This is a genomic window from Actinokineospora auranticolor (genome assembly GCF_002934265.1).
GTDB classification, from domain to species: Bacteria; Actinomycetota; Actinomycetes; order Mycobacteriales; family Pseudonocardiaceae; genus Actinokineospora; species Actinokineospora auranticolor.
Genome location: NZ_PTIX01000011.1, coordinates 152,378 through 177,194, shown reverse-complemented (window position 1 = coordinate 177,194; position 24,817 = coordinate 152,378). Strand labels below are relative to the sequence as shown.

10 protein-coding genes and 1 pseudogene are annotated in these 24,817 nt (G+C 75.7%); 2 read left to right on the top strand and 9 right to left on the bottom strand.

Translation table 11 applies throughout. The features are described from left to right. Positions 1-10: 10 nt before the first annotated feature. Positions 11-2,665 carry a helix-turn-helix transcriptional regulator gene (locus CLV40_RS20915; RefSeq protein ID WP_104480648.1) on the bottom strand — a complete coding sequence of 885 codons (2,655 nt, stop codon included), beginning with the start codon at positions 2,663-2,665 and terminating at the stop codon, positions 11-13. 359 nt (positions 2,666-3,024) lie between these two features. Between CLV40_RS20915 and CLV40_RS20910 the strand changes: the two genes are divergently transcribed. After that, on the top strand, positions 3,025-3,786 hold the full coding sequence (locus CLV40_RS20910) for an AfsR/SARP family transcriptional regulator (RefSeq protein ID WP_219824052.1): 762 nt from the start codon (positions 3,025-3,027) through the stop codon (positions 3,784-3,786). 216 nt (positions 3,787-4,002) lie between these two features. Here the strand turns inward: CLV40_RS20910 and CLV40_RS20905 are convergent, their stop codons facing one another. Continuing rightward, positions 4,003-5,451, bottom strand: a complete 1,449-nt coding sequence (locus CLV40_RS20905) for a DHA2 family efflux MFS transporter permease subunit (protein WP_104480646.1) — start codon at positions 5,449-5,451, stop codon at positions 4,003-4,005. Between the two features lie 161 nt (positions 5,452-5,612). Between CLV40_RS20905 and CLV40_RS20900 the strand changes: the two genes are divergently transcribed. Beyond that, a complete protein-coding gene (locus tag CLV40_RS20900) occupies positions 5,613-6,287 on the top strand; it encodes a TetR/AcrR family transcriptional regulator (protein WP_104480645.1) in 675 nt (224 codons plus the stop codon). A gap of 12 nt (positions 6,288-6,299) precedes the next feature. Here CLV40_RS20900 and CLV40_RS20895 read toward each other — a convergent pair whose 3' ends face one another. The 7 genes and pseudogenes from CLV40_RS20895 to CLV40_RS20870 form a co-directional block, all read right to left on the bottom strand. Continuing rightward, positions 6,300-7,349, bottom strand: a complete 1,050-nt coding sequence (locus CLV40_RS20895) for an LLM class flavin-dependent oxidoreductase (RefSeq protein WP_104480644.1) — start codon at positions 7,347-7,349, stop codon at positions 6,300-6,302. Between the two features lie 188 nt (positions 7,350-7,537). Beyond that, complete coding sequence (locus CLV40_RS20890) at positions 7,538-8,728, bottom strand: metal-dependent hydrolase family protein (RefSeq protein ID WP_146108141.1); 1,191 nt, start codon at positions 8,726-8,728, stop codon at positions 7,538-7,540. A gap of 26 nt (positions 8,729-8,754) precedes the next feature. Next, positions 8,755-10,188, bottom strand: a complete 1,434-nt coding sequence (locus CLV40_RS20885) for an MFS transporter (RefSeq protein WP_181043630.1) — start codon at positions 10,186-10,188, stop codon at positions 8,755-8,757. Beyond that, positions 10,185-10,502 (bottom strand): hypothetical protein, encoded by a 318-nt coding sequence (locus tag CLV40_RS38155; RefSeq protein ID WP_181043629.1) that lies wholly within the window; start codon positions 10,500-10,502, stop codon positions 10,185-10,187. Before CLV40_RS38155 ends, CLV40_RS20885 begins: the two co-directional genes overlap by 4 nt. A 3-nt stretch (positions 10,503-10,505) precedes the next feature. Beyond that, positions 10,506-11,546: an LLM class flavin-dependent oxidoreductase gene (locus tag CLV40_RS20880; RefSeq protein ID WP_104480641.1), complete on the bottom strand. Its 1,041-nt coding sequence runs from the start codon at positions 11,544-11,546 to the stop codon at positions 10,506-10,508. A 39-nt stretch (positions 11,547-11,585) separates the two neighbouring features. After that, a pseudogene (locus CLV40_RS20875) lies at positions 11,586-14,576 on the bottom strand (type I polyketide synthase); the annotation flags it as partial. A gap of 120 nt (positions 14,577-14,696) precedes the next feature. Then, entirely contained in the window at positions 14,697-24,803 is a 10,107-nt protein-coding gene (locus tag CLV40_RS20870; RefSeq protein ID WP_104480639.1) for a type I polyketide synthase, read from the bottom strand. Positions 24,804-24,817: the final 14 nt, after the last annotated feature.

Below are 24,817 nucleotides of genomic sequence, written 5' to 3'. Positions count from 1 at the left end.
CGGGGCGGGCTCAGCGGGCGCGGGCGGTGGCCAGGACCCGGACGAGCTCCACGCGCGTGGACACCTTGAGCTTGCGGTAGACGCGGCTCAGGTGGACCTCGACCGTGCGCGGGCTCAGCCCCAGCTCGACGGCGATCTCGCGGTTGCGCAGGCCCGTGGTGGCCAGGTCGGCGACCTGGTGCTCGCGGTCGGTGAGTTCCGCCAGCGGGTCCGCCGCGCGCGTGGTTCCCGGACCGGCTCGGTCGGGGAAGCGGACGCCCGCGCCGTCGGCCAGCGCGCGGGAGACGGTGTCCACTTCCCTGGCCGCGGTGTCCGAGCCCGCGTCCGCCAGGCGCGAGACCGCGTGCCGCAGCGCCCACGCCTGCGCGACGACCATGCCCTTGTGCGCGAACAGGCAGGCCGCCGCCTGGTAGCGCCGGGCGGCGGGCCCCGGGTCGTGCCCGGCGAGCGCGTGCCCCGCGGCGAAGTTCGCGAACGCCGTGGCCGCGTGCAGGTCCAAGCCCTCGGCCGCGGCGACCGCCCGGCGGGCCCACTCGTCCGCCGCGCCGGGCGGGGCCGTGGCGGCGAGCAGTTCGTAGCCGCACGGTCGCAGCACGGCGGGCAGCCTGCCCAGGGTGGGTCCGCCCCCCGAGGTGAGCAGGGTCGCGCTCGCCGCGACACCATCGCCGAGCAGCCGCAAGCGGGTGGCCGTCAGCAGGGACAGCAAGGGGTGTGCGGAGCCGGACACCGCGGTCGTGGAGTCCGGTTCGCGGGGGGCCGGGACCGCGTCGGCGTCCACGCGGGTGGGCACTACGGTGCCCATCAGCTCGACGATCGCGATCCCGGCCGCGCGCGGCCCCGCGGCTGAGCCGCCGGCCACCTGCCTGGCGACCCGGCGCCCCTCACCCGGCAGGCCGGTCACCGAGTTGCCCAGCGCCAAGCCCACCTGGAAGTGGGGCAGCAGGAACCGCCAAGGCGTGGCGGGCAGCAGGCTCAGCCCGCGGCGAAGATGGGTGACCGCGGGCAGTGGTTCACCCAGCAGCAACTCGGCCCAGCCCAGCACCCCCAGATACCCGATGGCGCCGCCCAGCGCGGCATCGGGCAGCGCGTCGAGCCGCGCGGCGGAGTCGACGACGGCGCGTTTGGCCCGCGCCACGGCAGGCGCGTCGGCGTGCGGGGAGAGCGCCGTGCCCAGCGCGGCCAGGGCCAACGCGCACGCGGTGCCCACGTGGTCGCCCGCCGCGCGGGCGGCTGCCGCGGCGGCCGCCACCGGTTCCGCGGCGGGCACCCGCTGCTCCAGCACCGCCAGCAACTCCCGGTGCGCGGCCAGCGCGGCGTCGGGACCGTGCGTGGCGAGGTGGTCGTCCACCAGCGCCCGCGCGGTGTCGAACCGGCCCGCCACCGCCCAGCGCAGCGCGGCGAAGGCCACCGCCTCGGCGCGGTCCGGCCGCGGGGCGTGCCACACCAGCCCCTCCAGCAGGTCTGGCGGCGGCGGGCCATCCGGCCACGCCCCCACCACCTCGGTGACCAGTCGGACCAGTTCCCGTGCTGCCGCGTCGTCGAGGTGGCCCGCGTTGGCCAGCACGAGCCGCAACCAGCCGACCGCCTCCGCCGGGCGTTCTGCGGCACCGCGCAGCAGCAACCCGATGTGCTCAGCGTCCAACTCGACCAGCCCGCCCGCGACGTGCGCGGCGAGCACACCCGGCGCCGCGCCGCGCCTGCGCGTGAGCGCCAGCGCCCGCCGGTGCGCCCGCTGGCGGGGCCAGGTGCCGATCGACTCGTACACCGCGGCGGCGACCGCCGGGTGCCGGAAGCACAGCCGCGGTCCGGACCCCGCCGAGCGGAACACGTCGCGGGCCACCAGCACCCCCACGGCCTCCTGGACCGACCGCTCGGACAGATCAGCCACCTCGGCGAGGGCGTCGACGTCGAACGGCCCGTCGAGCACCGCGCCCGCGGCGGCGACCGCGGCCACCGCCGGGTCGGTGCTCACGGTGACGTCCTCGGCCAACCGGGCGCGCAACCGGGCGAGCCGGGTTCGCGCGGTCGGGTCCCGGTCCCCTGCGGGCACCTGCTGGGCGGCCGAGGCCAGCACGTAGAGGGGGACGCCGTCGCCTTCACGCGCCGCGCGGCGCGCCACCGGGTCGCGCGCGGACCGGCCCAGCAGCTGGGCGCACTGCTCCACGTCGAGCGGGGGCAGACCCAACCGCTCGCACGTGCCGACTTCGGCCGCGTGCGCCAGGTGCGCGGCCAGGGCGGGGGGTGTGCCGTGCGCGCGGCGCGCCAGCACCACCAGCTGCGGTCGGTCGGGGCGCGTGGCCACCAGTTCCGCGATCGCCTCGGCCTCGGTCGGGGTGACGTCGTGCGCGTCGTCGATCAGCAGTGCTCGCGGCGGGCCGGTGGTTGCCGCGGCCGACAGCGCTCGCCCGCGCGTCGTCGATCGGCCGGGCACGCACCGGGTGAGCGCCACCGCCATACCGCGCGCTGTGGCGGTGCGCGCCGCGTGCCCCAGCAGGAACGTCTTGCCCGCGCCCGGTTCACCGACCAGGTCGACCAGCACGCACATCCCGGCCGCGGCGAGGGTGGCCGCGGCCGTCAACCGGTCCGCCTCCACTTGGCGCACGATCTGTCCGGTGCCCGCGTCGACCGGGTTGCGCATGTACGGGTCCTCCTCGGTGTACGCCATTTCCGTTTGCGCGATTGTTCCCAGTCGCGTCGACATTTCCACAATAGGTGATCGGGGGCGCTCGCCTTTGCGTGATGGGATTGCCTGAATGGTTCATTGACGACTCCGGTGACGGCGTGTAGGTCGGGCCGCCGCGGGTCAAGGTGATCTGGGTCTCCCATACGTGGTTTCCCTGATGCGGTTCCGCTCGGCGCTCGGCCAAGCTGGGTCCGGGCGCTCCCGCTCCGGCCCGATGGTGTGCCCGTGTCGGGGCGCTCGCGCGGTGACCGACCGCGCCCGCCATGTCCGCCCCCGCCGCGCGGCGGGGCTTTCCGATCCACTGGGTGGGGGTCGTTGTGGAATACCAGATCTTAGGCCGTTTGCGCGTCGTCGGAGCCGAGCGGGCGGAGGTCGTCGGTGCGCCCAAGGTCGAGACGTTGCTCGGCGCGCTGGTCTGCCGCGTGGAGGAGGTGATCCCGGCGGAGCGGCTGGCGTACGAGATCTGGGGTGCGCGACCGCCGCGCCGGTGGATGGCGGCCCTGCACGTGCACGTCTCGCAGTTGCGCAAGGTCCTCGGTCGGATCGGCGGTGATCCGGACGGCGTCAAGGACCGCTTGGTCACCCGAGCGCCCGGGTACGCGCTGCTGCTGGGGGAGGGGGACGCGGTGGACGCCAAGGACTTCCACAACCTGGTGTGCCAGGGGCGTTCCGCGTTGCGCCGGGACCGGTTGGAGGAGGCGTCGAAGGCCTTCGGCGCGGCGTTGGCCCTGTGGCGGGGTCCGGCGTTCGGCGACGTGCGCGTCGGGTCGATGATCGCCGAGTTCGCCACCTGGGCGGAGGAGACCAGGATGGAGTGCACCGAACTCAAGATGGAGGTGGACCTGCGCATGGGCCGGGACCGCGAGCTGATCGGGCCGCTGCGCAACCTGGTCACCGAGCACCCGCTGCGCGAGGCGTTCGCCCGCCAGCTGATGATCGCCCTGTGCCGCGCGGAACGCCCGGCCGACGCGCTCAAGGTGTACCGGTTCATCGAGCGGACGCTGGACCAGGAACTGGGCGTGCAGCCCGGTCGGACGCTGCGCGAACTCCAGCGGCGCATCCTGGCCGACGATCAGGACATCCCGGTCGGGATCGTCGCCTGAGCGTCGTGCGTGTACCGGGGAGGCCGCCGATTTCCCGCGCGCGCTCCCCGGTACGCGCGGGAAATCTCTCGGGTGACTGGCAGCGGGTTTTTCCGGCTCTCGCCCCAGGGATTCGGAAAAAGCGGGCAAGGAAGAGACCGGAACGCGCACGGCGCGTTCCGGATGGGCTGACCGAGGGGTGGGTCGAACCGGTTCGACCCACCCCTCGGCGGGCGCCTACACGACCTCCGAGGCAGGCTGCCCGTCCGGCTCGGCCGCAGCGGCGCTGGGGGTGGGCGCCGCGGGCGGTTTGCCCGGCAGTAGCAAGCCGGAGAGCAGGACGCCCAGGGCGGCGGCGAAGACCCACCAGAACGGACCGTGGAAGTCCTCGGCCGTCGGTTTCGCACCGCTCGCCCCGCCCTGCAGGAGCATGGCCGACACCGCGATGCCCGCCGACGCCCCGAGTTGGTTGACGATGTAGAGCGCGGACGTGCCCTGCGAGATCGACTCCGCGGGCAGGGTCCGGTAGAGCGAGCCCATCGTCGGCGCGCCGACGAAGCCGAGGCCGAGCCCGGTCAGCAGGGCGCACGCGGCCAGCAGCACCAGGCTGCTTCCCGCGTCCACCTGCGTGAGGACCAGCGTCGACACGGCGATCACCGCGGCCCCGGCAGGCACCAGGGCGCGGGTACCGACCTTGTCGCTGAGCCTGCCCGCGATGGGCATCCCCACGAACGACCCCACGCCCAGCGGCGCCAGCAGCAGGCCCGCCCGCAGCACGTCGAAGTCGCGCGCCAGTTGGTAGTACAGCGGCACCAGGAACAAACTGGAGAACAGCATCACCCCGGTCAGCCCCATCACGGTCACCGCCGCGGCGAACGACCTGGAGCGGAACAGCGCGAGGTCGATCAGCGCGTCGCGCCCCGCGCGCAGCGCGTGCGCGCCGTAACCGAGCAGCAGCAACACGCCCAGGGCGAGCGCGACGACGACCGGCGTGGAGCCGATCCCGGTGCCCTCGCTCGCCCGGGAGAGGGCGAAGACCAGCGCGCCGAAGCCCGGTGTGAGCAGCGCGAGGCCGAGGATGTCCAGGCGCGCCCCGCCGCGTTCCACCGGATCGGTGGGCACGACCGGCAGCGACAGCAGGAACGCCAGCACCCCGATCGGCACGTTGATCAGGAACATCCAGCGCCAGTCGAGGCCGTCGATGATCAGTCCACCGAGGATCGGCCCGAGCACCGGACCGAGCGGGATGACGATGCCCATCAGGCCCATCACCCGCCCGACGCGCGCCTGGCCGGCGGCGCGGGCGAGCAGCGTGAGCATGATCGGGTCGAGCATGCCGCCCCCGAAGCCCTGCAGCACCCGGAAGGTGATCAGGCTCGGCACGTCCCAGGCCAGGCCGGAGGCCAGCGAGAACCCGGTGAACACCGCCAGCCCGACCAACCACATCCGGCGCGCGCCGAACCGGTCGACGGCCCACGCGGTCAGCGGGATGGCGGCGGTGACGGCCAGCAGGTAGCCGGTCGCCACCCAGCCGACCGTGGCCAACGAGGAGTCGAAACGGCCGGCGAGCGTGTCCATGCCGACGTTGACGATGGTGCTGTCCACCAGACCCATCAGTCCGCCGAGCAACACCACCCCGAGCAGTTTGCGCAGGCCCGGATCCAGCCGGTCCTCCTGGGTCGACATCGGGAGACTCCCAATACGTGCGATGGGTGATGGACGGTTCAGGACGACGGCCTGAACGACTTGGTTCAAATTAGCTGCCTGGACGGTTGCGGCGCAACCCAGGTGTCAGTTGTTTTGAACCGAGTGGTTCATCTTGGCGATCTCATCGGTAAGCTGGCGTCATGACCACCGCGAACCCGCCCACCCGACGACCGCGTGGCCGCATCGACAAGCGTCGTGATCTCATCGCCGCGGCTTTCCGGGTCTTCGCCGCGCACGGCTACATGGGTTCGTGCGTGGAGCAGATCGCGGCCGAGGCGGGTACGGCGAAGCCGACCCTGTACGCGCACTTCGGCGACAAGGAGACGCTGTTCCGCGAGGCCGTCGCCGAGGTCGCGCGGGCGGCCATGGACAAGAGCCTGGCCGTGGTCGGCGACCTGGACCCCGGGGTGGCGGACCTCGCCGCCGCGCTCACCGACATCGGGGTCGACCTGCTCGACTGCTACCGCGCCGAGGATTCCTGGGCGCTGCGCAGGCTGGTCAACGCCGAACTGGTGCGTTTCCCCGACCTGGTGCGCACCGTGCTCGGTGGTGGTGCGGAGGTCAACCGGGTCACCGGCGCGCTCGCCGACCGGTTCTCCCGGCTGGTGCTCGCGGGCAGGCTCGCCCGGTGCGAACCCGACGAGGCCGCCGAGCAGTTCGTCGCGCTGCTCACCGGCCCGATGGAGGCCCGCTCGGCACTGGGCACGCGACCGGTGCCCGACGCGGAGGTCCGGCGGGTGGCCGCCTCGGCGGTGCGCACCTTCCTGCTTGCCTACGGTGCCGAGGCTGCCGGTCCTCGCGTCGCCACGCGGTGATCGGTGGTGGCGCTACCGGTGCGCCGCCGCCCTCGTCGGGCGCACCGCCCGGGCCAACCGCGCGTAGGACGCGACCCGTTCGGTGTGCTCGGGCACCAGGGTGATACCCATCAGCTCCGCCGCGCCGGTGCGCGCCAGCAGGTCCGATACCAGCGCGGCCACCCGCTGCGGGCCGCCGAACAGCTGCCGCTCGTAGTGCTCCTCCGCCCAGGCGCGCTCGGTGCCGTCGAACCGGTGCGCCGCCGCCTCGGCGCGCGACGGGTACAGCCCGTAGAAGTCCCCCGCCTGGATGCGGAGCTTGCGCACGAGGTACGGCTGCGCGATCTCGCGCGCGTGCTCGTCGGTCTCCCCGACGATGACCATCGCGGAGAGGATGGCGTACGGCTCGCGCTGTCGCGGCGACGGGCGGAACCGCTCGTGGTAGGTCGCCAGCGCGGCCTCGGCCAGGTGCGGTGCCAACTGGTGGGCGAAGGCGTAGGGCAGGCCCAGTTCGGCGGCGGCCGCCGCGCTGGTGGTGCTGGCCCCCAGCAGGCACAGCCACGGCACCCCCGGCGGGGACGGCAGCGCGGCGATGGTCCGCGGCGACGCGTCCCGCGCCGGGGTGTCCAGGTAGGTCCGCAGGTCGGCGAGCCGGTCCGGGAAGGTTTCCGGACCGTGCAGCAGCAGGCCGCCCAGTGCCCGGGCCGTGTTGGCGTCGCTGCCCGCGGCGCGCCCGATGCCCAGGTCGACCCGGCCGGGGTGCAGCGCCTCCAGGGTGGCGAACTGCTCGGCGACGGCCAGCGGCGAGTGGTGCGGCAGCAACACGCCGCCGGAGCCGACGCGCAGGTCCGTGGTCGCCGCCGCGAGCCTGCCCGCGAGCACGGCGGGCGCGGACGTCGCCAGGCTCGGGGTGTTGTGGTGCTCGGCGGCCCAGTAGCGCCGGTAGCCCAACCGCTCCACCTCCTCCGCCAGCGCCACCGCGTTCCGCAGCGAGGTGACCGCGTCGCTGTCGGACCACACCGGAACGACGTCGAGCACGGACAGGTGCGGGGAAACGGGCGCGACCGCGCCGGTTCCGGCCATGTGGGGACTCCTCGTCGTTCGGTTGGTTGTTCGCTCGGTCGCGTTCCCGTGGTGGCGCCGGGCTGGGGCGAACCGGTGTGCGTTCGGCAGGTCGACCGTTCTCGATCTCCACCATATCCGCTTCGGATCGTTGTCCGACAAGGGGATCCGGTGCTCTCGGGCAATTGTCCACACCGGATGTCCCCGGTTCACGCTTGCCCGGTGACCACCCTGCCGCGGCTGAGGACCAGGATCGGTTCATCCAATGTGGACAAATTTGCGCGCGGGTCGTCGGCGACGACGACGATGTCCGCGTCGAGTCCGACGGCCAAGGCGCCGGTGCGGTCGCCGACCCCGACCGCGGCCGCGGTGTCCGATGTGGCCAACCGCAGGACTTCCGGGGCGGTCAGCCCGGCCTCGGTGAACCAGCGCAGCGACCCGGCGAACCGGTCGAACGCCGCGCCGGGTACGCCCGCGTCGGTGCCCGCCAGCAGCGGTACGCCCCACCGCCGCATCCGGCCGATCCGCGCGACCAGGGCGTGGAACCCCGGCGCGGCGAGCAGTTCCGGCAGGTCCGCCAGCCCGCCGTGCAGGGTCGGGCACACGCCGATCCCGGCCTTCGCCGCCGCGCGCAGCACCGCGTCGGCCCGCGCGGGCGACGCGTCGGTGTCCGGCCCGGCGGGCAGGGTGCAGTGCTCGATCGTGTCGACCCCCGCGGCGATCGCGTCGGCCACGCCCGCCAAGCCGTGCGCGTGCGCGGCGACCGGTAACCCGTGCGCGTGCGCGACGTCGACGGCGGCGCGCAGTTCGGCCACGCCGTACTGGGAGGCCCAGTTCGGTGGGCCACCCGGGGTCAGCGTGCCGCCCGTGGCCATCACCTTGACCAGGTCCGCGCCCTCGGCCACCCGGGCCAGGACTGCGGCGCGCACCTGCTCGACGCCGTCGGCGACACCACCGAGGAACCAGCAGTGCCCACCGGTGGGGGTGATCGGGCTGCCCGCCGTGAGCAGTCGTGGCCCGAGCAGGCGCCCCGCGTTGATCCCGTCGCGCACCCCGCGCACGATCCCGTCCCGGTCGCCCAGGTCGCGGGCGGTGGTCACCCCGTGGCGCACCAGGGTCTCCGCGCGCGCGGCCGAGGCCGCGGCCAGGGCGCGCGGATCGGCCGCCCGCACCGCCCCGACCGGGTCCGGGCCCCCGTCGAACACCAGGTGCACGTGCGCGTCGACGAACCCGGGCAGCGCGGTGTGGCCGCGGTGGTCGAGGACCGTGCCGCCCCGGTGGTCGGCCAGCACGTCCCGAGCGCCGCCGATCGCGGTGATCACCCCGCCGCGCACCGCGATCGCGGCCCCCACCACCTCCGGCCCGTCGCCGCGCACCAGGGCGCGGTCGACCAGCAGCACCACTTCGTCCGTCCGCCGTCGCGGGCTCACGCGGGTGGCAGCGGGCGCACGACGAACACCGCGATCAGCAGCGCGAGCGCGGTGAACACCAAGCCCGCGGTGAACGCCGCCGAGTAGCCGCGGGCCAGCGCCGCTGCCCGGTCCGCGCCCTCGGCGCCCGCCGCCCGCACCGCGGTGCCGAAGACCGTCACCAGCAGCGCCAACCCGACCCCGCCACCGAGGCGCTGCGACACGTGCACCAGGCTCGACGCCGTACCGGAGTGCTCGGGCGCCACACCGGACACCCCCGCTGCGGTGGCGGCGACCAGCAACACGCCCAGCCCCACGCCGAACAGCACCAGCGGGCCGAGGAGGCCGGTGAGGTAGCCGGTGCCGGTGTCCACCCCGGTCAGCCAGAGCATGGCGGCGGCGGTGGCGCCCGCGCCGGTGATCATCAGGTGGCGCAGGTCCCACCGGCGGGCCAGTGCCCCGGCGGCCCGGGCGCACAAGAACGTCGACAGCGACATCGGTAGGAACGCCGCGCCGGTCGCCAGCGGCGAGAGCCCCCGCAGGTCCCGCAGGAACTGGACCAGGAAGAAGAACTGGCTCAACACCGTCGCGGCGAGCAGCAGCAGCACCGCGTAGGCCCCCGCGCGGGTGCGGTCGGCCAGCAGGCGCGGCGGCAGCAGCGGGTCCGCGGCGCGGGCCTGCGCGAACGGGAACACCGCCAGCAGCGCCACGGCCGCGGCGAACGCCATCACGGTCTGGGCATCGCCCCAGCCCGCCGCCGCGGCCCGGATCAACCCGTAGGTCAACGCCACCATGCCCAGCGACGACAGCAGCGCACCGGTGAGGTCGAGCCGGACCCGGCGCTTGGCGGGCGCGGGCAGGAACCGGGGCGCGAGGACCACCACCGCCAGCCCGATGGGCACCGTGAGCAGCAGCGTCCACCGCCAAGCCCCGATCGTGGTGAGCAGCCCGCCCGCGATCAGGCCCACGGCGCCGCCGATCCCCGACACGGATGCGTAGACGCCCAACGCCCGCGGCCTGGCCCGGCCGGGGAACGCGGTGACCAGCAGCGCCAGGCCGCTGGGTGTGGCCAGGGCGGCGCCGACCCCCTGCACCGCCCTGGCGGCGACCAACCACCACGCGGTCGGGGCCAAGCCACCCAGCAGCGCGCCGAGCGCGAACAGCCCCGCACCCGCGCGGAACACCGCGCGCCGCCCGAACAGGTCGCCCGCGCGGCCCCCGACGAGCATCAGCCCACCCAGCCCGATCAGCTCGGCGTTGATCACCCAGGCCGCGGTGGTCGTGGTGAAGCCGAGCGCGTCGCGGATGGTCGGCAGCGCGACGTTGACCGCCCCGGTGTCGAGCACCACCGACAACTGGCAGGCCACGATCAGCAGCAGGGCCACCGACCCGCCGCGCTCGGCGGACCGGTCCGGGGTGCCCGCAGCGGTGCCCGTGCGTTCGACGGTCACCGCGCGCCTCCCGGTATCCTGTGGACGTGGCCCGCGATGTCGCCGCTGCCGCGGTCCACCCACCCGCGCTTGGTCGCCGCGGCGACCATCGCGGTGAACCCGCCCGCCCGCTCGGCGGTGTCGAAGCCGCCCGTCGCGCGCAGCCACGCCTGGTCGACCCAGGCCAGCTCGGCTGAGTCGAACCGCACCCGACCGGCCAGCGCCGCACCGACCACACCCAGGTCGAGGCCCTCCGGGACCTCGACCGCGAAGCGCCCCAGGTCGTCGGGGTCGAGCACGCTGGCCGTCCCGTCACCGTCGACGCGCACCCGCACGGCTCAGCCCGCCACGGTCTGCGGCGACAGCCGGTCGACGTGCGGCAGCACCTCGCTCGCGAAGGTCTCCATCGAGCGCAGCGCGACCTCCTTCGGCAGGTAGCCGAAGTTGAAGCCCGCGATGACGTAGGTGATGCCCGCGTCCACCAGCTCCCGGAACCTGGCCACCACTTCGTCGGACGAGCCGCTGACCAACAGCCCGCGGGCCTTCTCCAGGTACGCCGGGTCGAGTTCGTCCGGGGTCACCGCGGTCCCGCGCACCGGGTGGACACCCCGGGTCAGGCCCGCCGAGGTCATCAGCTGCCGGGCGATCTCGCGGACCACCAACTCGCGGCTCTCCGCGTCCTCACCGCAGTAGACGAACCGGTTCACCTGGAACTCCACCCGGTCCAGGTCGCCGCCCTCCTCGAGGATCCACCGCCTGCGCTCGTGGATCTCCGGCAGCGTGGTCACCGCGGGCAGCATCGGGTTGAACCCGCGGCGCACCGCGGTGCGCAGCGACTCGCGGCTGGTGGCCGCCATCCACACCGGCGGGTGGGGGGTCTGCGTCGGCCGCGGCAGCACGGTCATCGGCGCGTCCACGCGGAAGTGCTCGCCCTCGAAGGTGAAGTCCTCGGTGGTGAACACCCGCATGATCACCTCCAGGGCCTCCTCGAACAGGGCGCGGTTCTGCGTGACCTGCTTGCCGAAAGCGAGGAACTCATGTGGCTGGTACCCGCGCCCGATCCCGAGGTCGAACCGCCCCCCGGTCAGCGCGTCGAGGGTGAGCGCGTCGGTGGCCAGGCGCACCGGGTCCCAGAACGGCAGCACGACGATCGACGTGCCCAGCCGCAGTCCCGGCGCGATCGCGGACGCCTTGGCCAGCAGCAGCAGCGGTGCCGAGGTCAGGCTGTAGGTGGAGAAGTGGTGCTCGGTGATCCAGATGCCCGCGAAGCCCTTGTCCTGGGCCCAGCGCACGTCGTGGAACAGGTCGGCGTGCGACGCGGCGGTGGTGGCGGCATCGCCCGCGGGTGCCATGTTCAGGTAGCCGAGTCCGACTCGCAAGGTGGTCCTCCGTGAGGGTGGTGGGGGTGGTGCCGGGGCTCAGCCCGCGGCGGCCAGCTCGCCGTCGAGGAACTCGGCGAGCAGGCGGGGTGTGGGGTGGTCGAAGATGACCGTGGGCGGCAGCAGCAGCCCGGTGGCGTCGCAGAGCCGGTTGCGCACTTCCAGTGCGGTCAGCGAGGACAGCCCGGCCTCGAGCAGGCTGTCCCGCGGATCGATGGCCTCGGGGGTGTCGTGGCCGAGCACGTCCGCGCTCTCCGCCCGGACCAGATCGAGCAGGATCGCGACCCGTTCCGTGCCCGCCGCCGCGGACAACCGCGGCTCCCGCTCCGGGTGGCGCCGCTCCTGCGCCGCGCCGCTCGCGGCGACGGGGGACCCGTCACGGTCGGTGGGGCGGGCACGGCGGTGCAGCCAGTGCCGGGTGCGCTGGAACGGGTAGGTCGGCAGGGGTGGCACCGGGGCGGCCGGATACACCCCGGGTGGGTCCAGGCGCCACGACCAGTCGACGGGCACGCCCGCGGTCGCCAGCCGGGCGAGCGCGGTGGTCAACGCCGTGTCGTCGGCTTGTCCCCGGTGCAGGGCGCAGGCCACGGCCGCGTCCCGGGGCAGGGTGTTGACCAGGTGCGGTGACAGCGCCGGGTGCGGGCCGACCTCCAGCCAGGCGGTCACGCCGAGCGCGTCGCGTGCGTGCGCGACGCCCTGGTGGAACCGGACGGTGTCGCGGATGTGCGCGACCCAGTGGTCGGCGCCGAGGTCGTCCAAGACGGCCCCCGTGCGGTTGGAGACGATCGGCAGGCGGGGGCGGTGGTAGGTCAGGCGGTCGGCGAACGCGCGGAACGGTGCCAGGGCCGCGTCCATGTGGTGGGAGTGGAAGGCGTGGCTGGTCACCAGTTCCGCGGTGCGCACCCGCCGGTCGGCGAAGTGCGCGCGCACCTCGGCTACTGCGGCCCGGTCGCCGCTGACGACGGTGCCGCGCTCGTTGTTGACCGCGGCGACCGCCACCCCGGCGGGCAGCACCGCCCGCACCTCGTCCTCGGCGGCGTCGACCGCCACCATCGACCCGCCGCGGGTCGCGGCGGCCATGTACCGGGCCCGGGCCGAGATCAGCGCGGCGGTGTCCGCGAGGTCCAGCACGCCTGCCGCGTGTGCGGCCGTGAGCTCACCGACGGAGTGTCCCAAGAGGACGTCCGGGGTGACGCCGCGCTCGCGCAGCAGCGCGGTGAGCGCAGTTTGCACGGCGAACAGGGCGGGCTGGGTGTAGGTGGTTCGGTCGAGCGGTCCACCCCGCGGCGCGTCCGGTTCGCCGAGGATCAGCGGCAGCAGCGGGCGGTCCAGGTGGCGGTCGAGTTCGGCGCACACGCGGTCCAGCTCGTCGCGGTACGCCGGTTCGGCGGCGTAGAGTCCCCGCCCCATCCCCGGGTGCTGGCTGCCCTGTCCGGAGTAGACGAAGGCGAGTCCGCCCGGGTCGGCCGCGCCCGCGACCACCCGGCGCGAGCGCCGCCCGTGCGCCACCGCGTCGAGCCCGGCCCGCAGTTCCTGCGTCGAGGTGCCGAGGACGACCGCGCGCCGCGCGAACCCGGTCCGCGCGGCCAGCGCCCGCCCGACCGCGACCGGGTCCGCGCCCGGCTCCCGGTCCAGGTAGGCCAGCAGCCGCTCGGCCTGCTCGCGCACCGCGTCCGGCGTGCGCGCGGACAACACCCAGGGCACCACCCCGGCGGGTTCCGGCGCGGGGCCCACCTCGGGTGCGGCAGGCGGCTCCTCCAGCACGACGTGCGCGTTGGTACCGCTGATGCCGAAGGCGGAGACCGCCGCGCGGCGCGGCCGGTCGCCGCGCGGCCACGGCCGGGCCCGGGTGAGCAGCCGCACCCGACCGGTCGACCAGTCGGCGTGCGGGGTGGGCTCGTCGGCGTGCAGGGTGGCGGGCATCGTGTCGTTGGCGAAGGCCAGCAGCGCCTTCAGCAGCCCGGCGCCTCCGGCGGCGGCCTGGGTGTGGCCGAGGTTGGACTTGATCGAGCCCAGCCAGAGCGGCCGGTCGTCCGGTCGGTCGCTGCCGTAGGCCTCGTGCACCGCCCGCGCCTCGATCGGGTCGCCGAGCACCGTGCCGGTGCCGTGCGCCTCCAGCAGGTCGACGTCGGCGGCGGTGAGCCCGGCCTCGGCCAGTGCCTGGGCGATCACCCGGCGCTGGGCGGGGCCGCTCGGTGCGGTGAGGCCGTTGGAGGCGCCGTCGGAGTTGACCGCGCTGCCGCGCAGCACGCCGAGTACCGGGTGCCCCCGTTGCCTCGCTCGCGCCAACGTCTCCACCGCGACCACCACGACGCCCTCCGCCCAGCCAGTCCCGTCGGCCCGCGCGGAGAACGCCTTGCAGCGCCCGTCCGGCGCCAGGCCGCGCTGGCGGGAGAACCACACGAACAGCTCGGGGGAGGTCAGCACGGTGGCGCCGCCCGCCAGCGCCAGATCGCACTCGCCCGCCCGGATCGACTGGGCCGCCAGGTGCAGCGCGACCAGCGCCGAGGAGCAGGCCGTGTCCAGCGTCAGCGACGGGCCTTCGAGGCCCAGCAGGTAGGACAACCGGCCGGAGGCGATGCTCGCGGCGTTGCCGGTCATCACGTGGTCGTCGAGTTCCGGCGGGATCTCGGCCCGGTCGGGGGCGTAGCGCGGGGCGGACATGCCGATGAACACGCCGGTCCGGCTGCCGCGCAGCGACCAGGGGTCGATCCCCGCGCGTTCCAGCGCCTCCCATGAGGTCTCCAGCAGCAGCCGCTGCTGCGGGTCCATCGCCGCCGCCTCGTGCGGACCGACCCCGAAGAACGCCGGGTCGAACCCGGCCGCGTCGGCCAGGAACCCGCCCTCCCGGACGTAGCTGCGGTCCGGCAGCCCCGGCTCCGGGTCGTAGAGTCCGTCGACGTCCCACCCGCGGTCGGTGGGGAAGGGGCCGACGACGTCCCGCCCGGCGGCGAGCACGTCCCACAGCGCCTCGGGGTCGGCGATCCCGGCGGGCAACCGGCACCCGGCGGACACCACGGCGATGGGCTCGCGCCCCCGGCCGCGCTCCTCGGCGAGCTTGCGGTTGGCCGCCCGCAGGTCGGCGGTGGCGCGCCGGAGGTACGCCCGCAGCTTGTCCTGCGTGGCCGGGGAATCCGGGGTGACCATCGTTCAGCGCTCCCTGATCAGCGGGTCGGTGTCCGCGCGGGTGATCTCCTCGTCGAGCGCGGCGAAGAGTTCGTCGTCGGTGGCGGTGAGCAGTTCGGTGTCGAGGTCGGCGCGGCCCACGTCGGCGAGCCGCTCGGCCAGGGCCACCAAGCGGGCGCCCACCTCGGTGCCCGCCAGCTCGGCGGCCCGCGCGGTGGCCGAGCCCAGCCACGCCAGCACCGCCTCGGGGGCGAGGCCGTCGGTGGTCGCGTCCGGCACGCCGCCCAGCACGTCGACCAGGTGCGTGGCCAGCGCGCGTGGCGTGGGGTACTCGAACACCAGGGTCGTCGGCAGGTCCAAGCCGGTGTCGTTCCCGAGCCGGTTGCGCAGTTCGACCGCGGTCAGCGAGTCGAAACCCAGGTCGGTGAAGGCGGCGTCGGGGTCGACCTGGTCGGCGCCGTCGCGTCCCAGCACGCCGCCGACCCGCGCCAGCAGCGCGTCGAGCAGCGCGTTCGCCCGCCGTTGCGGCGGCAGCCCGCGCAGCCGCGCGGACAGCTCGGCCTCGGGCGGGCGCGCGGCTCGTCCGGGTGTGGTCGGGACCAGCCCGCGCAGCGCCGAGGGAAGCTCGCCCGCCGACGCCGCGCTACGCAGCGCCGCGAGGTCGAACGCGGCGGTGGCGACCACGGCAGGCCCCGCCGCCGCGGCCGCGTCGAACAGCGCCATGCCGGTGGCGGTGTCCAGCGGGACGAGCCCGCCGCGGGCCAAGCGGGCACGGTCCACCGCGCCCAGGTCCCCGGCCATGCCGCCGTTCGCCCAGGGTCCCCAGGTGGTCGCGGTGGCGGGCAGGCCGAGCGCGGCCCGGTGACCGGCGAGCGCGTCGAGGAAGGTGTTGGCCGCGGCGTAGTTCGCCTGCCCCGCGCCGCCCAGCGTCCCCGCCAGCGAGGAGAACAGCACGAATTCGGTCAGGTCGACCCCTCGGGTCAGTTCGTGCAGGTGCCACGCGGCGTCCACCTTGGGGCGCAGCACCGCCGCGAGCCGCGCGGGCGTCAACGACGACACCAGCCCGTCGTCGAGCACGCCCGCCAGGTGCACCACGGCGGTCAGGTCGTCGATCTCGCTCAGCAGCGTGGCCAGCGCGTCCCGGTCGGCCGCGTCACAGGCCACGAGCCGCACATCCGCGCCCAGTTCGGTCAGGTCGGCCACCAGGTCGGCCGCCCCCGGCGCGGCGGCCCCGCGCCTGCTCGCCAGCACCAGCCTCCGCGCGCCGCGCACGGTCACCAGGTGCCGGGCGAGGTCGGCGCCGACTCCACCGGTCCCGCCGGTGAGCAGGATCGTCCCGGACAGCGGTGCCGGTTCGCCGCCGCCTGCGGGCACGGGGCGCAGGCGCGGCACGTGCGCGGCACCCGAGCGCAGCGCGACCTCCGATTCGCCCGTGGCCACCGCCGCGGCCACCAGGGCGGTGTCGGCGCCGTCGGTATCGACCAAGACGAACCGGCCCGGGTGTTCGGCCTGAGCCGAGCGCACCAGGCCCCAGACCGGGGCCAGGCCCACGTCCCGCACCGGGTCGTGGTCCCCGGTACCGACCGCGCCCCTGGTCACCAGGACCAGCGGCACGCCGTGGTGCCAGCCGCGCACCAGCGCCAAGGCGCGCGCGGCGGCCGCGTGCGCCCCCGCCACCGGGTCCGCGGTCGACTCGAACTCGACGACGGCCGCCGCGGTCCCCGCCGGTGGCGGGACGGCCGGGTCGTGGTCCGGGCGCAGGCGCGCTACCGGTCCCGCGACGGGGCCCAGCGGGATCCGCTCCCACAGCACGGTGTGCAGCGGCGGGCCGCCGAGCGCGGTGGGGGGTGTGCCGAGGCGCACCCGCGCTGCGGTGAGCACGGGATCGCCCGCCGGGTCGTGCAGCCGCAAGCCGATCAGGTGCGCGCCGTCTCCCGCCGCCGCGACCTCGTCGCCGCCGGTCGTCACGGTCACCGCGCCCGCGCCCGCGGTGTGCGCGTGGACCCCGTGCCAGGCCAGCGGTGCCACTGCGGGGCCCGTCACCGCCCGCACCGCTTCCGCCAGCAGCACCGGGTGCACGGCGTGGGCCGCGGCGTCCACCCCGGGCCCGGTGACCTCCACCCGTGCCGCCGCCGCGCCGGGGACCCCGCCGCCGTCCGTTATATCCACAGTGGACAAAGTGCCGGTTGCCCACACCTCCCACGGCCCCGCCGCCCGCGCCGTGTCGATCTGGACGGGGCGGCCGCCGTCCGGGCCGTCCGGGCCGCCCGGGTCGACCCGGACCCGGACCCGGACCCGGCCCCCACTCGCTGCGGGCGGTGGGCCGACCAACTCCAAGGAGTCCAGTGCCGGGGCGCCGACCCGGGCCCCCGCGACGAGGGCGAGGTCGACCGGCAGCGCCGCCAGGGCGGACGCGTCCGCCGCCCACGGTTGTCGGTGCGCGCTGAGCGAGCCGGTCATGACCACACCGCCGGGCAGGTCGACCGCAGCGGCGAGGACGGGGTGCGCGACCGGGTCCAGACCGACCGCGGCCACGTCGCCCGCGGGGCGCGCGGGCGACAGCCACAGCCGGGTGCGCTCGAACGGGTAGGTCGGCAGCGCGGCGCGGGCGGAGTCGGCCGGGTAGTGCGCCGACCAGTCCACCGGGACGCCCGCGACGTCCAGGCGGGCCAGCGCATCGGCCAGCGCTTCGGCGTCGGGCCGGTCGCGGTGCAGGGTGTGCGCCACCGCGGCGCCCGCCGGGAGGTGCGCGGTCAGCGACGGGTGCGGGGTGACCTCGACGAACACCTCGGCGCCCAGGTCGACCGCGTGCCGCACGCCGTCCTGGAAGCGGACCGTGCCGCGCAGGTGCTCGGTCCAGTGGTCGGCGTCGAAGCGGCGCACCGGCGCGCCGGTGCGGTTGCCGATCACCGGGATGGTGGGCTCCCGCCAGGGCACCCGCTCGGCCACCGCGCGGAACGGGGCCAGTGCGGGCTCCATGTGGTGGGAGTGGAAGGCGTGGCTGGTGCGCAACTCGGTGGTCCGGGTCCCCCGCTCCCGGAAGACCGCGACGACCTCCAGCACGGCACCGCGATCCCCGCTGATCACCGTGCTCGCGGCGTTGTTCACCGCGGCGATCCCCACTCCGTCGACCAGGTGGGCCCGCACCTCGTCGGCGGTGGCGCCGATGGCGGCCATCGCCCCGCCCGGGGTGGCGGCCTGCATGCAGCGGGCGCGCGCGGCCACGAGGGTGGCCGCGTCGGGCAGCGTCAGTGCCCCGGCCACGTGCGCGGCGGTGATCTCGCCCAGCGAGTGCCCGAGCAGCACGTCCGGTCGCACGCCCCGGGCCCGCAGTGCCTCGGTCAGCGCGACCTGCACGGCGAACAGGGCGGGCTGGGTGTACTCGGTGCGGTCGAGCACCGCACCCGACTCGGCGTGGACGACCTCGGCCAGCGGTCGGTCCAGGTGCGGGTCGATGGCCGCGCACACCGCGTCGAAAGCGGCGGCGAACACCGGGTCGGCCGCGCGCAGGCCGCGCGCCATGCCCGCGTACTGGCTGCCCTGCCCGGAGTACGCGAACGCGATCCGCCCGGACCTCGGTCGGCCGAAGTGCACACCCGGGTGCTCGGTGTCCGCCGCCAGCGCGGCCAGGGCCGCGGCGTCGGCGACCGCCACCCGGTGGGTGAACCGGGTCCGGCGGTTCAGCTCGCGCCCGACAGCAGTGGCCGGCAGGTCCGCGACCACCGGCAGCAACCGCGCGGCCTGGGCGCGCAGCGCGGCCGGGGAGCGCGCGGAGAGCACCCACGGCGCCGCGGGCCCGCCGGTGTCGGCGGGCGCGGCCGGGGCGTCGCCCTCTTCGAGCACGACGTGCGCGTTGGTGCCGCTGATGCCGAAGGCCGACACCGCCGCGCGCCGCGGCCGGTCACCGCGGGGCCACGGTCGCGCCTCGGTGAGCAGCCGCACCCCGTCGTCCGACCAGTCGACGTGCGGCGTCGGGGTCTCGGCGTGCAGCGTCCGCGGCAGCGTCTCGTGGCGCAGCGCGAGCACGGCCTTCAGCACGCCCGCGATGCCCGCCGCCGCGTTGGTGTGCCCGATGTTGGACTTCAACGACCCCAACCACAGCGGGCCGGACCGGTCGCGCCCGTAGACGGCGGCGATGGCCCGCCCCTCGATCGGGTCGCCGAGCGCCGTCCCGGTGCCGTGCGCCTCCACCAGGTCCACGTCCGAGGGGGTCAGCCCGGCGTCGGCGAGGGCGGCGCGGATGACCCGCTGCTGGGCGGGGCCGTTGGGGGCCGTGAGGCCGTTGGAGGCCCCGTCGGAGTTCACCGCGCTGCCGCGCAGCACCGCCAGCACCGGGTGCCCCAGTTCCCGCGCCCGGGAGAGCCGCTCGACCGCGACCAGGCCGACACCCTCGGCGAAGCCGGTGCCGTCCGCGCCGTCGGCGAACGCCCGGCACCGCCCGTCCGCCGACAGCCCGCGCTGGCGGGAGAACCACACGAACAGGTCCGGTCCGGCCAGCACCGTGGCCCCGCCCGCCAGGGCCAGGTCGCACTCACCCGCTCGCACCGCCCGCGCCGCCAGGTGCAGCGCGACCAGCGACGAGGAGCACGCCGTCGCCACGCTGACCGCGGGACCCTCGAACCCGAAGAAGTAGTTGATCCGGCCGGAGGCGACGCTGTCGGCGCCTCCGGTGCCGACGTAGCCCTCCAGGTCGGGGGGTACCTCGTGCAACCGCGACCCGTAGTCGCTGCCGACCATGCCCAGGTAGACCCCGGTGCGGCTGCCGCGCAGTGCCGTCGGGTCGCCGACCAGCCGCTCCAGTGCCTCCCACGCGGTCTCCAGCAGCAACCGCTGCTGCGGGTCCATGGCCGTGGCCTCGCGCTGGTTGATGCCGAAGAAACCCGGGTCGAACCCGGCGGCCTCGTGCAGGAACCCGCCCGACCGCGCATAGCTGGTCCCCGGGTGGTCGGGGTCCGGGTGGTACAGCGCGTCGAGGTCCCATCCCCGGTCGGTGGGGAACCCGCCGATGGCGTCTCGGCCTTCGGCGATCAGGTCCCACAGCTTCTCCGGCGTGTCCGCGCCACCGGGGAACCGGCACGCCAGGGACACCAGGGCGATCGGGTCGTCCGCAGACCCGTCCACCGGCGTGGCGGTTCGGTGCTCGTGGTCGGCGACCGCCCCGGACAACTCGCGGTCCAGGTGGGCGGCCAGCGCGCGGGTGTTCGGGTAGTCGAACGCCAGGGTCGTCGGCAGTGCCAGGCCGGTGGCCGCGGCCAGTTGGTTGCGCAGTTCGACCGCGGTGAGCGAGTCGAAGCCCAAGTCCTTGAACGCCTTGTCCGGCCGCACTCGCGCCGCGGTGGCGTGCCCGAGTACCGCCGCGACCCGTCCGCGCACCGCCGCCAAGAGCAACTCGACCCGTTCGGCCGGGGGGCGCCCGCGCAACGCCGCGCGCAGCGATCCGCCGGGCCGGGACCCGCCGCCCGTGGATCCGGCCAGCTCCGCCAGCACGCGGGGCAGGGCACCCGCCCTGGCCAGCGCCCGCAGGGCGCCGATGGCCACGGGGGCGGGCGCGACGGTCACCGCGGCCACGGCCCCGGCCGCGGTGAACAGCTCGGCGGTCCGCTCGGCCGACAACGGTGACCACCCCGCCGCCCTGGCCCGACCCTGGTCGACGCCGGGTTGGTCGGCACGCGGACCCCACGCCAGCGACCGCGCGGGCAGTCCGAGGCGGCGGCGGTGCTCGGCCACCGCGTCCAACGCGCTCGCCGCGGCGGCGTGCGCGCCCCGGCCCGCACCGCCGGTGGTCCCCGCGACCGAGGAGCACAGCACGAACTCCGCCAGGTCGTGCGCGAGCGACGCCTCGTGCAGCGCCCACGCGGTGCGTACCTGCGCGTCCAGCACGGCGGCGATCCGCTCGTCGTCGAGGGTCGCGACCGGGCTGTCGGTACCCGAGGCCGGGACGTGCACGACCGCGGTGACGCCGAGGTCGAGGACGCCCGCCAGGGCGACCGGGTCGGTCGGGTCGACGTCGACGGCCTCGACCACGGTGCCCTCGGGCAGGTCCGCGGCGGCCACCGGACCCGCGTCACCCACGACGAGGAGGGCGCGCACACCGTGCTCGACGGCAAGGACCGTCGCGATGAGCGCCGCCAGGTCAGGCTGTCCGGCGGTGATCAGGACCGGCCCCGGGCCGGTCGCCCAGCCCCTACCCGGTTCGGGTGCCACGGGCCGCAGCCGGGCCGCGAACACCGCCGAGCCGCGCACGGCGAGCTGCGGCTCGTCGCCGCCGGGGACCGCGGTCGCAGCGCCCGGCGGCAGGTCCACCAGGCGGATACGCCCCGGCTCCTCCGCCTGGGCGCTGCGGACCAGGCCCCAGACCGCGGCCGACGGCGGGTGGACCCGGTCGTCCGCCGTCGCCGCGACCGCGCCCCGGGTGAGCACGACGAGTTCCCGGTCGACCGGACCGGCCAGGAACTCGCGCAGCGCGCCCGCCGCGCGCAGGACCGCGGCCCGCTCGGTGTCCTCGGCGATCTCGACGACGACCGGTTCGCGGTCGTCCGCGGGTGCGGTGACCTCGTGCCACCGCAGGACGTGCAGGCCCGCACCGGCGGCGGGCGCGGTCGGGGGCACCTCGACCTCGCCCAACTCGACCGCGGCCACGGCGAGCACGACCGCGCCGTCGTCTGCGAAGGCGGTCACGGCGCCGCCGTCGAGCAGTACCCGCCACCGGTTGCCCGTACCCGCGCCCAACCGGGCGCCGCGCCAGGCCACCGGCCCGCGGCCGGGCGTGCGCAGCGGGTGCAGGGCGGCATCGAGGAGCACCGGGTCGGTGACATAGCCGTCCGCGCCGTCGCCCGCGACCTCGACCCACGTCCGGTCACCCGCGACCCACACGCCGCGCAGCGCGGCGGCGACCTCGGCGCCCAGCTCCAGACCGGTCCGCTCGACCACGTCCGTGACCGGCACGGCGCGCGCCCCCTCCGGTGGCCACCGCGCGGGTGCTACCGCGTCGAGCGAGTCGGCCGCGGTGGACAGCGCGCCGTCGGCGACCGCGGTCCACGCCGAGGCGCCCTCCAGGCGCGCGTGGACGGTGATGTGCCTGCGCCCCTCGGCCTCGGCGAGGACTGTTACGCGTACCTGAACGGCCGCCGTCCCGGGGAGCGCCACCTGCGCGCGCTGCGTGAGGTCGGCGACGCCCGCGCAGCCGGTGTACTCGGCGGCGGCCACGGCCAGCTCCAGCAGCGCGGCGGCGGGGAGCAGCGCGGTGCCGTCCAGCGTCGTCGCGGCCAGCGCGGGGTGGCTGGCGGCCGAGATCCGGCCCGTGAACGCGACCCGTTCGGCGTCGACGTCGGTCAGCGCCGCGGCCAAGACCGCGTGCCCGGTCCCGGTCAGCCCCGCCGCGGCCAGGTCGCCTGCCTCTGGGGCGGCCTCGAGCCAGTAGCGGGAGCGCTGGAAGGCATAGGTGGGCAGGTCGGTGACCGGACCCGGACCGAACAACCCGGCCAGGTCCACGCGCACGCCCCGGGCGTGCGCCCCCACCAGCGAGGTGAGGAACCGGGCGCGGCCGCCGTCACCGCGGCGCAGCGTGCCGGTGACCGCGACGTCCACGCCCGCCTGGTCGGCGACCTCCTGGACGCTGTAGGTCAGCACCGGGTGCGGGCTGACCTCGACGAAGGTGCGGTGACCCGAGTCGATCAGGCCGCGCAGGCCGCGCTCGAACAGCACCGGCTCGCGCAGGTTGGTGAACCAGTACCCGGCGTCGAGGCCGGAGGTGTCCACCGGCTCGCCGGTCACCGTGGACTGGAATCGCACGGTGGAATCGACCGGGACGATGCCCGCCAAACCGTCGACGACCGCCGCGCGCACCGGCTCCACGTGCGGGGAGTGCGAGGCGTAGTCCACCGGCACCACGCGGGCGCGCACCCCCTCCGCGTCCAACTCGGCCACCAGCTCGCGCAGCGCGTCGGCGTCACCGGAGAGCACCACCGACGCCGGGCCGTTGACCGCCGCGACGCTCACCCGGCCACCGCGGCCCACCAGCCGCTCGGTGGCGGCCTCCGCCGACAGCGATACCGCGGCCATCCCGCCGCCCCGGGGCAACCCGACCAGCGCCTTGGCCCGCAGGGCCACCACCTTCGCCGCGTCCGCCAGCGTCAGCGCGCCCGCCACGCACGCCGCGGCGATCTCGCCCTGAGAGTGCCCGATGACCGCGGCGGGCTCGACGCCGTGGTGGCGCCACAGCGCGCTCAGCGACACCATGACCGCGAACAGGGCGGGCTGGATCACCTCGACCCGGTCGGGTTCCGCGCCGGAGCGCAGTTCCGCCAGCAGCGACCACCCGGTGTGCGGGCGCAGCGCGGCGTCGCAGGCGGCCATCGACTCGGCGAACACCGGGTGGTCGAGCAGCTCCACCGCCATGCCCGCCCACTGCGCGCCCTGCCCGGGGAAGACGAACACCGGTTTGCCCGGGTCCACGGCCGCAGCCAGCGCACCGCGCTCGGGCAGCCCACCGGCCGCCAGTTCGGCCAGGCCCGAGCGCAGCTCGGCCAAGTCGGTGCCCACGACGCCCGCCCGGTACTCCAGCGGCGACCGGGTGGTGGCCAGCGACCTGCCGACCACCGCCGGGTCCGGTGCCGGATCGCCGTCGAGGTGGGCCAGCAGCAGGCGCGCCTGGTCGGCCAGCGCCCGTGGCTCGCGGGCGCCGAGCACCCACGCCACCGCGGTTCCCGGCTCGGGTCCGGTGCCCGGCTCGGGGGCGTCGGCGACCGGCTCGACCGATTCGACGATCACGTGCGCGTTGGTGCCGCTGATGCCGAACGAGGACACCCCGGCCCGCATCGGCCCGCCGTCGGTGCGCCACGGGCGGGATTCGGTCAGCGGCGACACCGCCCCCGCCGACCAGTCGACCAGGGAGGTCGGCCGGTCGGCGTGCAGGGTGCGGGGCAGGGTCGTGTGCCGCATGGCCATCAAGACCTTGATCACGCCGCCGACACCCGCCGCGGCCTGGGCGTGCCCGATGTTGGACTTCAGCGAGCCCAGCCACAGCGGGTGCCCGTCCTGGCGGTCGCGGCCGTAGGTCCTCAGCAGCGCCCGCGCCTCGATCGGGTCGCCGAGCCGGGTGCCCGTGCCGTGCGCCTCCACCAGGTCCACGGCGGCGGGCGCGAGCCCGGCGTCGGCCAGCGCGGCGCGGATGACCCGTTCCTGGGACGGGCCGTTGGGCGCGGAGAGCCGCCCGCTGGCCCCGTCCTGGTTCACCGCCGACCCGCGCAGCACGCCCAGCACCCGGTGCCCGTGGCGACGGGCGTCGGAGAGCCGTTCCAGCACCACGAGCCCGACACCCTCGCCCCAACCGGTGCCGTCCGCGCCATCGCCGAAGGCCTTGCACCGCCCGTCCGGGGCCAAGCCGCGCTGGCGGGAGAACTCGACGAACAGCGTTGGCGTCGCCAGGACGGTCACCCCGCCCGCCAGCGCCAGCGAGCACTCACCCGCCCGCAGCGCCCGCCCCGCCAAGTGCATGGCCACCAGCGACGACGAGCAGGCGGTGTCTACGGTGACCGCGGGACCCTCCAGCCCCAGGGTGAAGGCGACCCGACCGGAAGCCACGCTGCCCGCGCTCCCGGTGCCGATGAACCCCTCGAACCCGCGGGGGATCCGTCGCAGCCGTGAGCCGTAGTCGTCGTACATCACCCCCGCGAACACCCCGGTGTCGCTGCCGCGCAGCGCGAGCGGGTCGAGGCCGGCGCGTTCGACGGCCTCCCAGGCGACCTCCAGCAGCAGCCGCTGCTGCGGATCGATGGTCAGCGCCTCGCGGGGGGAGATGCCGAAGAACTCCGCGTCGAACCGGTCGGCACCGCGCAGGAACCCGCCGTCGCGGGCGTACGAGGTGCCGGGGTGGTCCGGGTCCGGGTGGTAGAGGGCGCCCAGGTCCCAGCCCCGGTCGTCGGGGAACGGACCGATGGCGTCGACACCGTCGGCCACCACCCGCCACAGGTCCTCCGGCGACGCGATGCCACCGGGGTAGCGGCAGGCCATGCCGACTACCGCAATCGGTTCGCGGGCGGCCTGCTCGACCTCGTCCAGCTGCTGCTTGGTGCGCATCAGGTCGTGGGTGACCCGCTTCAGGTAGTCGCGGAGCTTCGCCTCGCTGGACATGCGGACCTTCCTGG

Bases quoted from the DNA above. Each gene is read 5' to 3' on its own strand.
- CLV40_RS20915 (WP_104480648.1), bottom strand. From the start codon at position 2,665: ATGGCGTACACCGAGGAGGACCCGTACATGCGCAACCCGGTCGACGCG.
- CLV40_RS20905 (WP_104480646.1), bottom strand. From the start codon at position 5,451: ATGTCGACCCAGGAGGACCGGCTGGATCCGGGCCTGCGCAAACTGCTC.
- CLV40_RS20900 (WP_104480645.1), top strand. From the start codon at position 5,613: ATGACCACCGCGAACCCGCCCACCCGACGACCGCGTGGCCGCATCGAC.
- CLV40_RS20895 (WP_104480644.1), bottom strand. From the start codon at position 7,349: ATGGCCGGAACCGGCGCGGTCGCGCCCGTTTCCCCGCACCTGTCCGTG.
- CLV40_RS20870 (WP_104480639.1), bottom strand. From the start codon at position 24,803: ATGTCCAGCGAGGCGAAGCTCCGCGACTACCTGAAGCGGGTCACCCAC.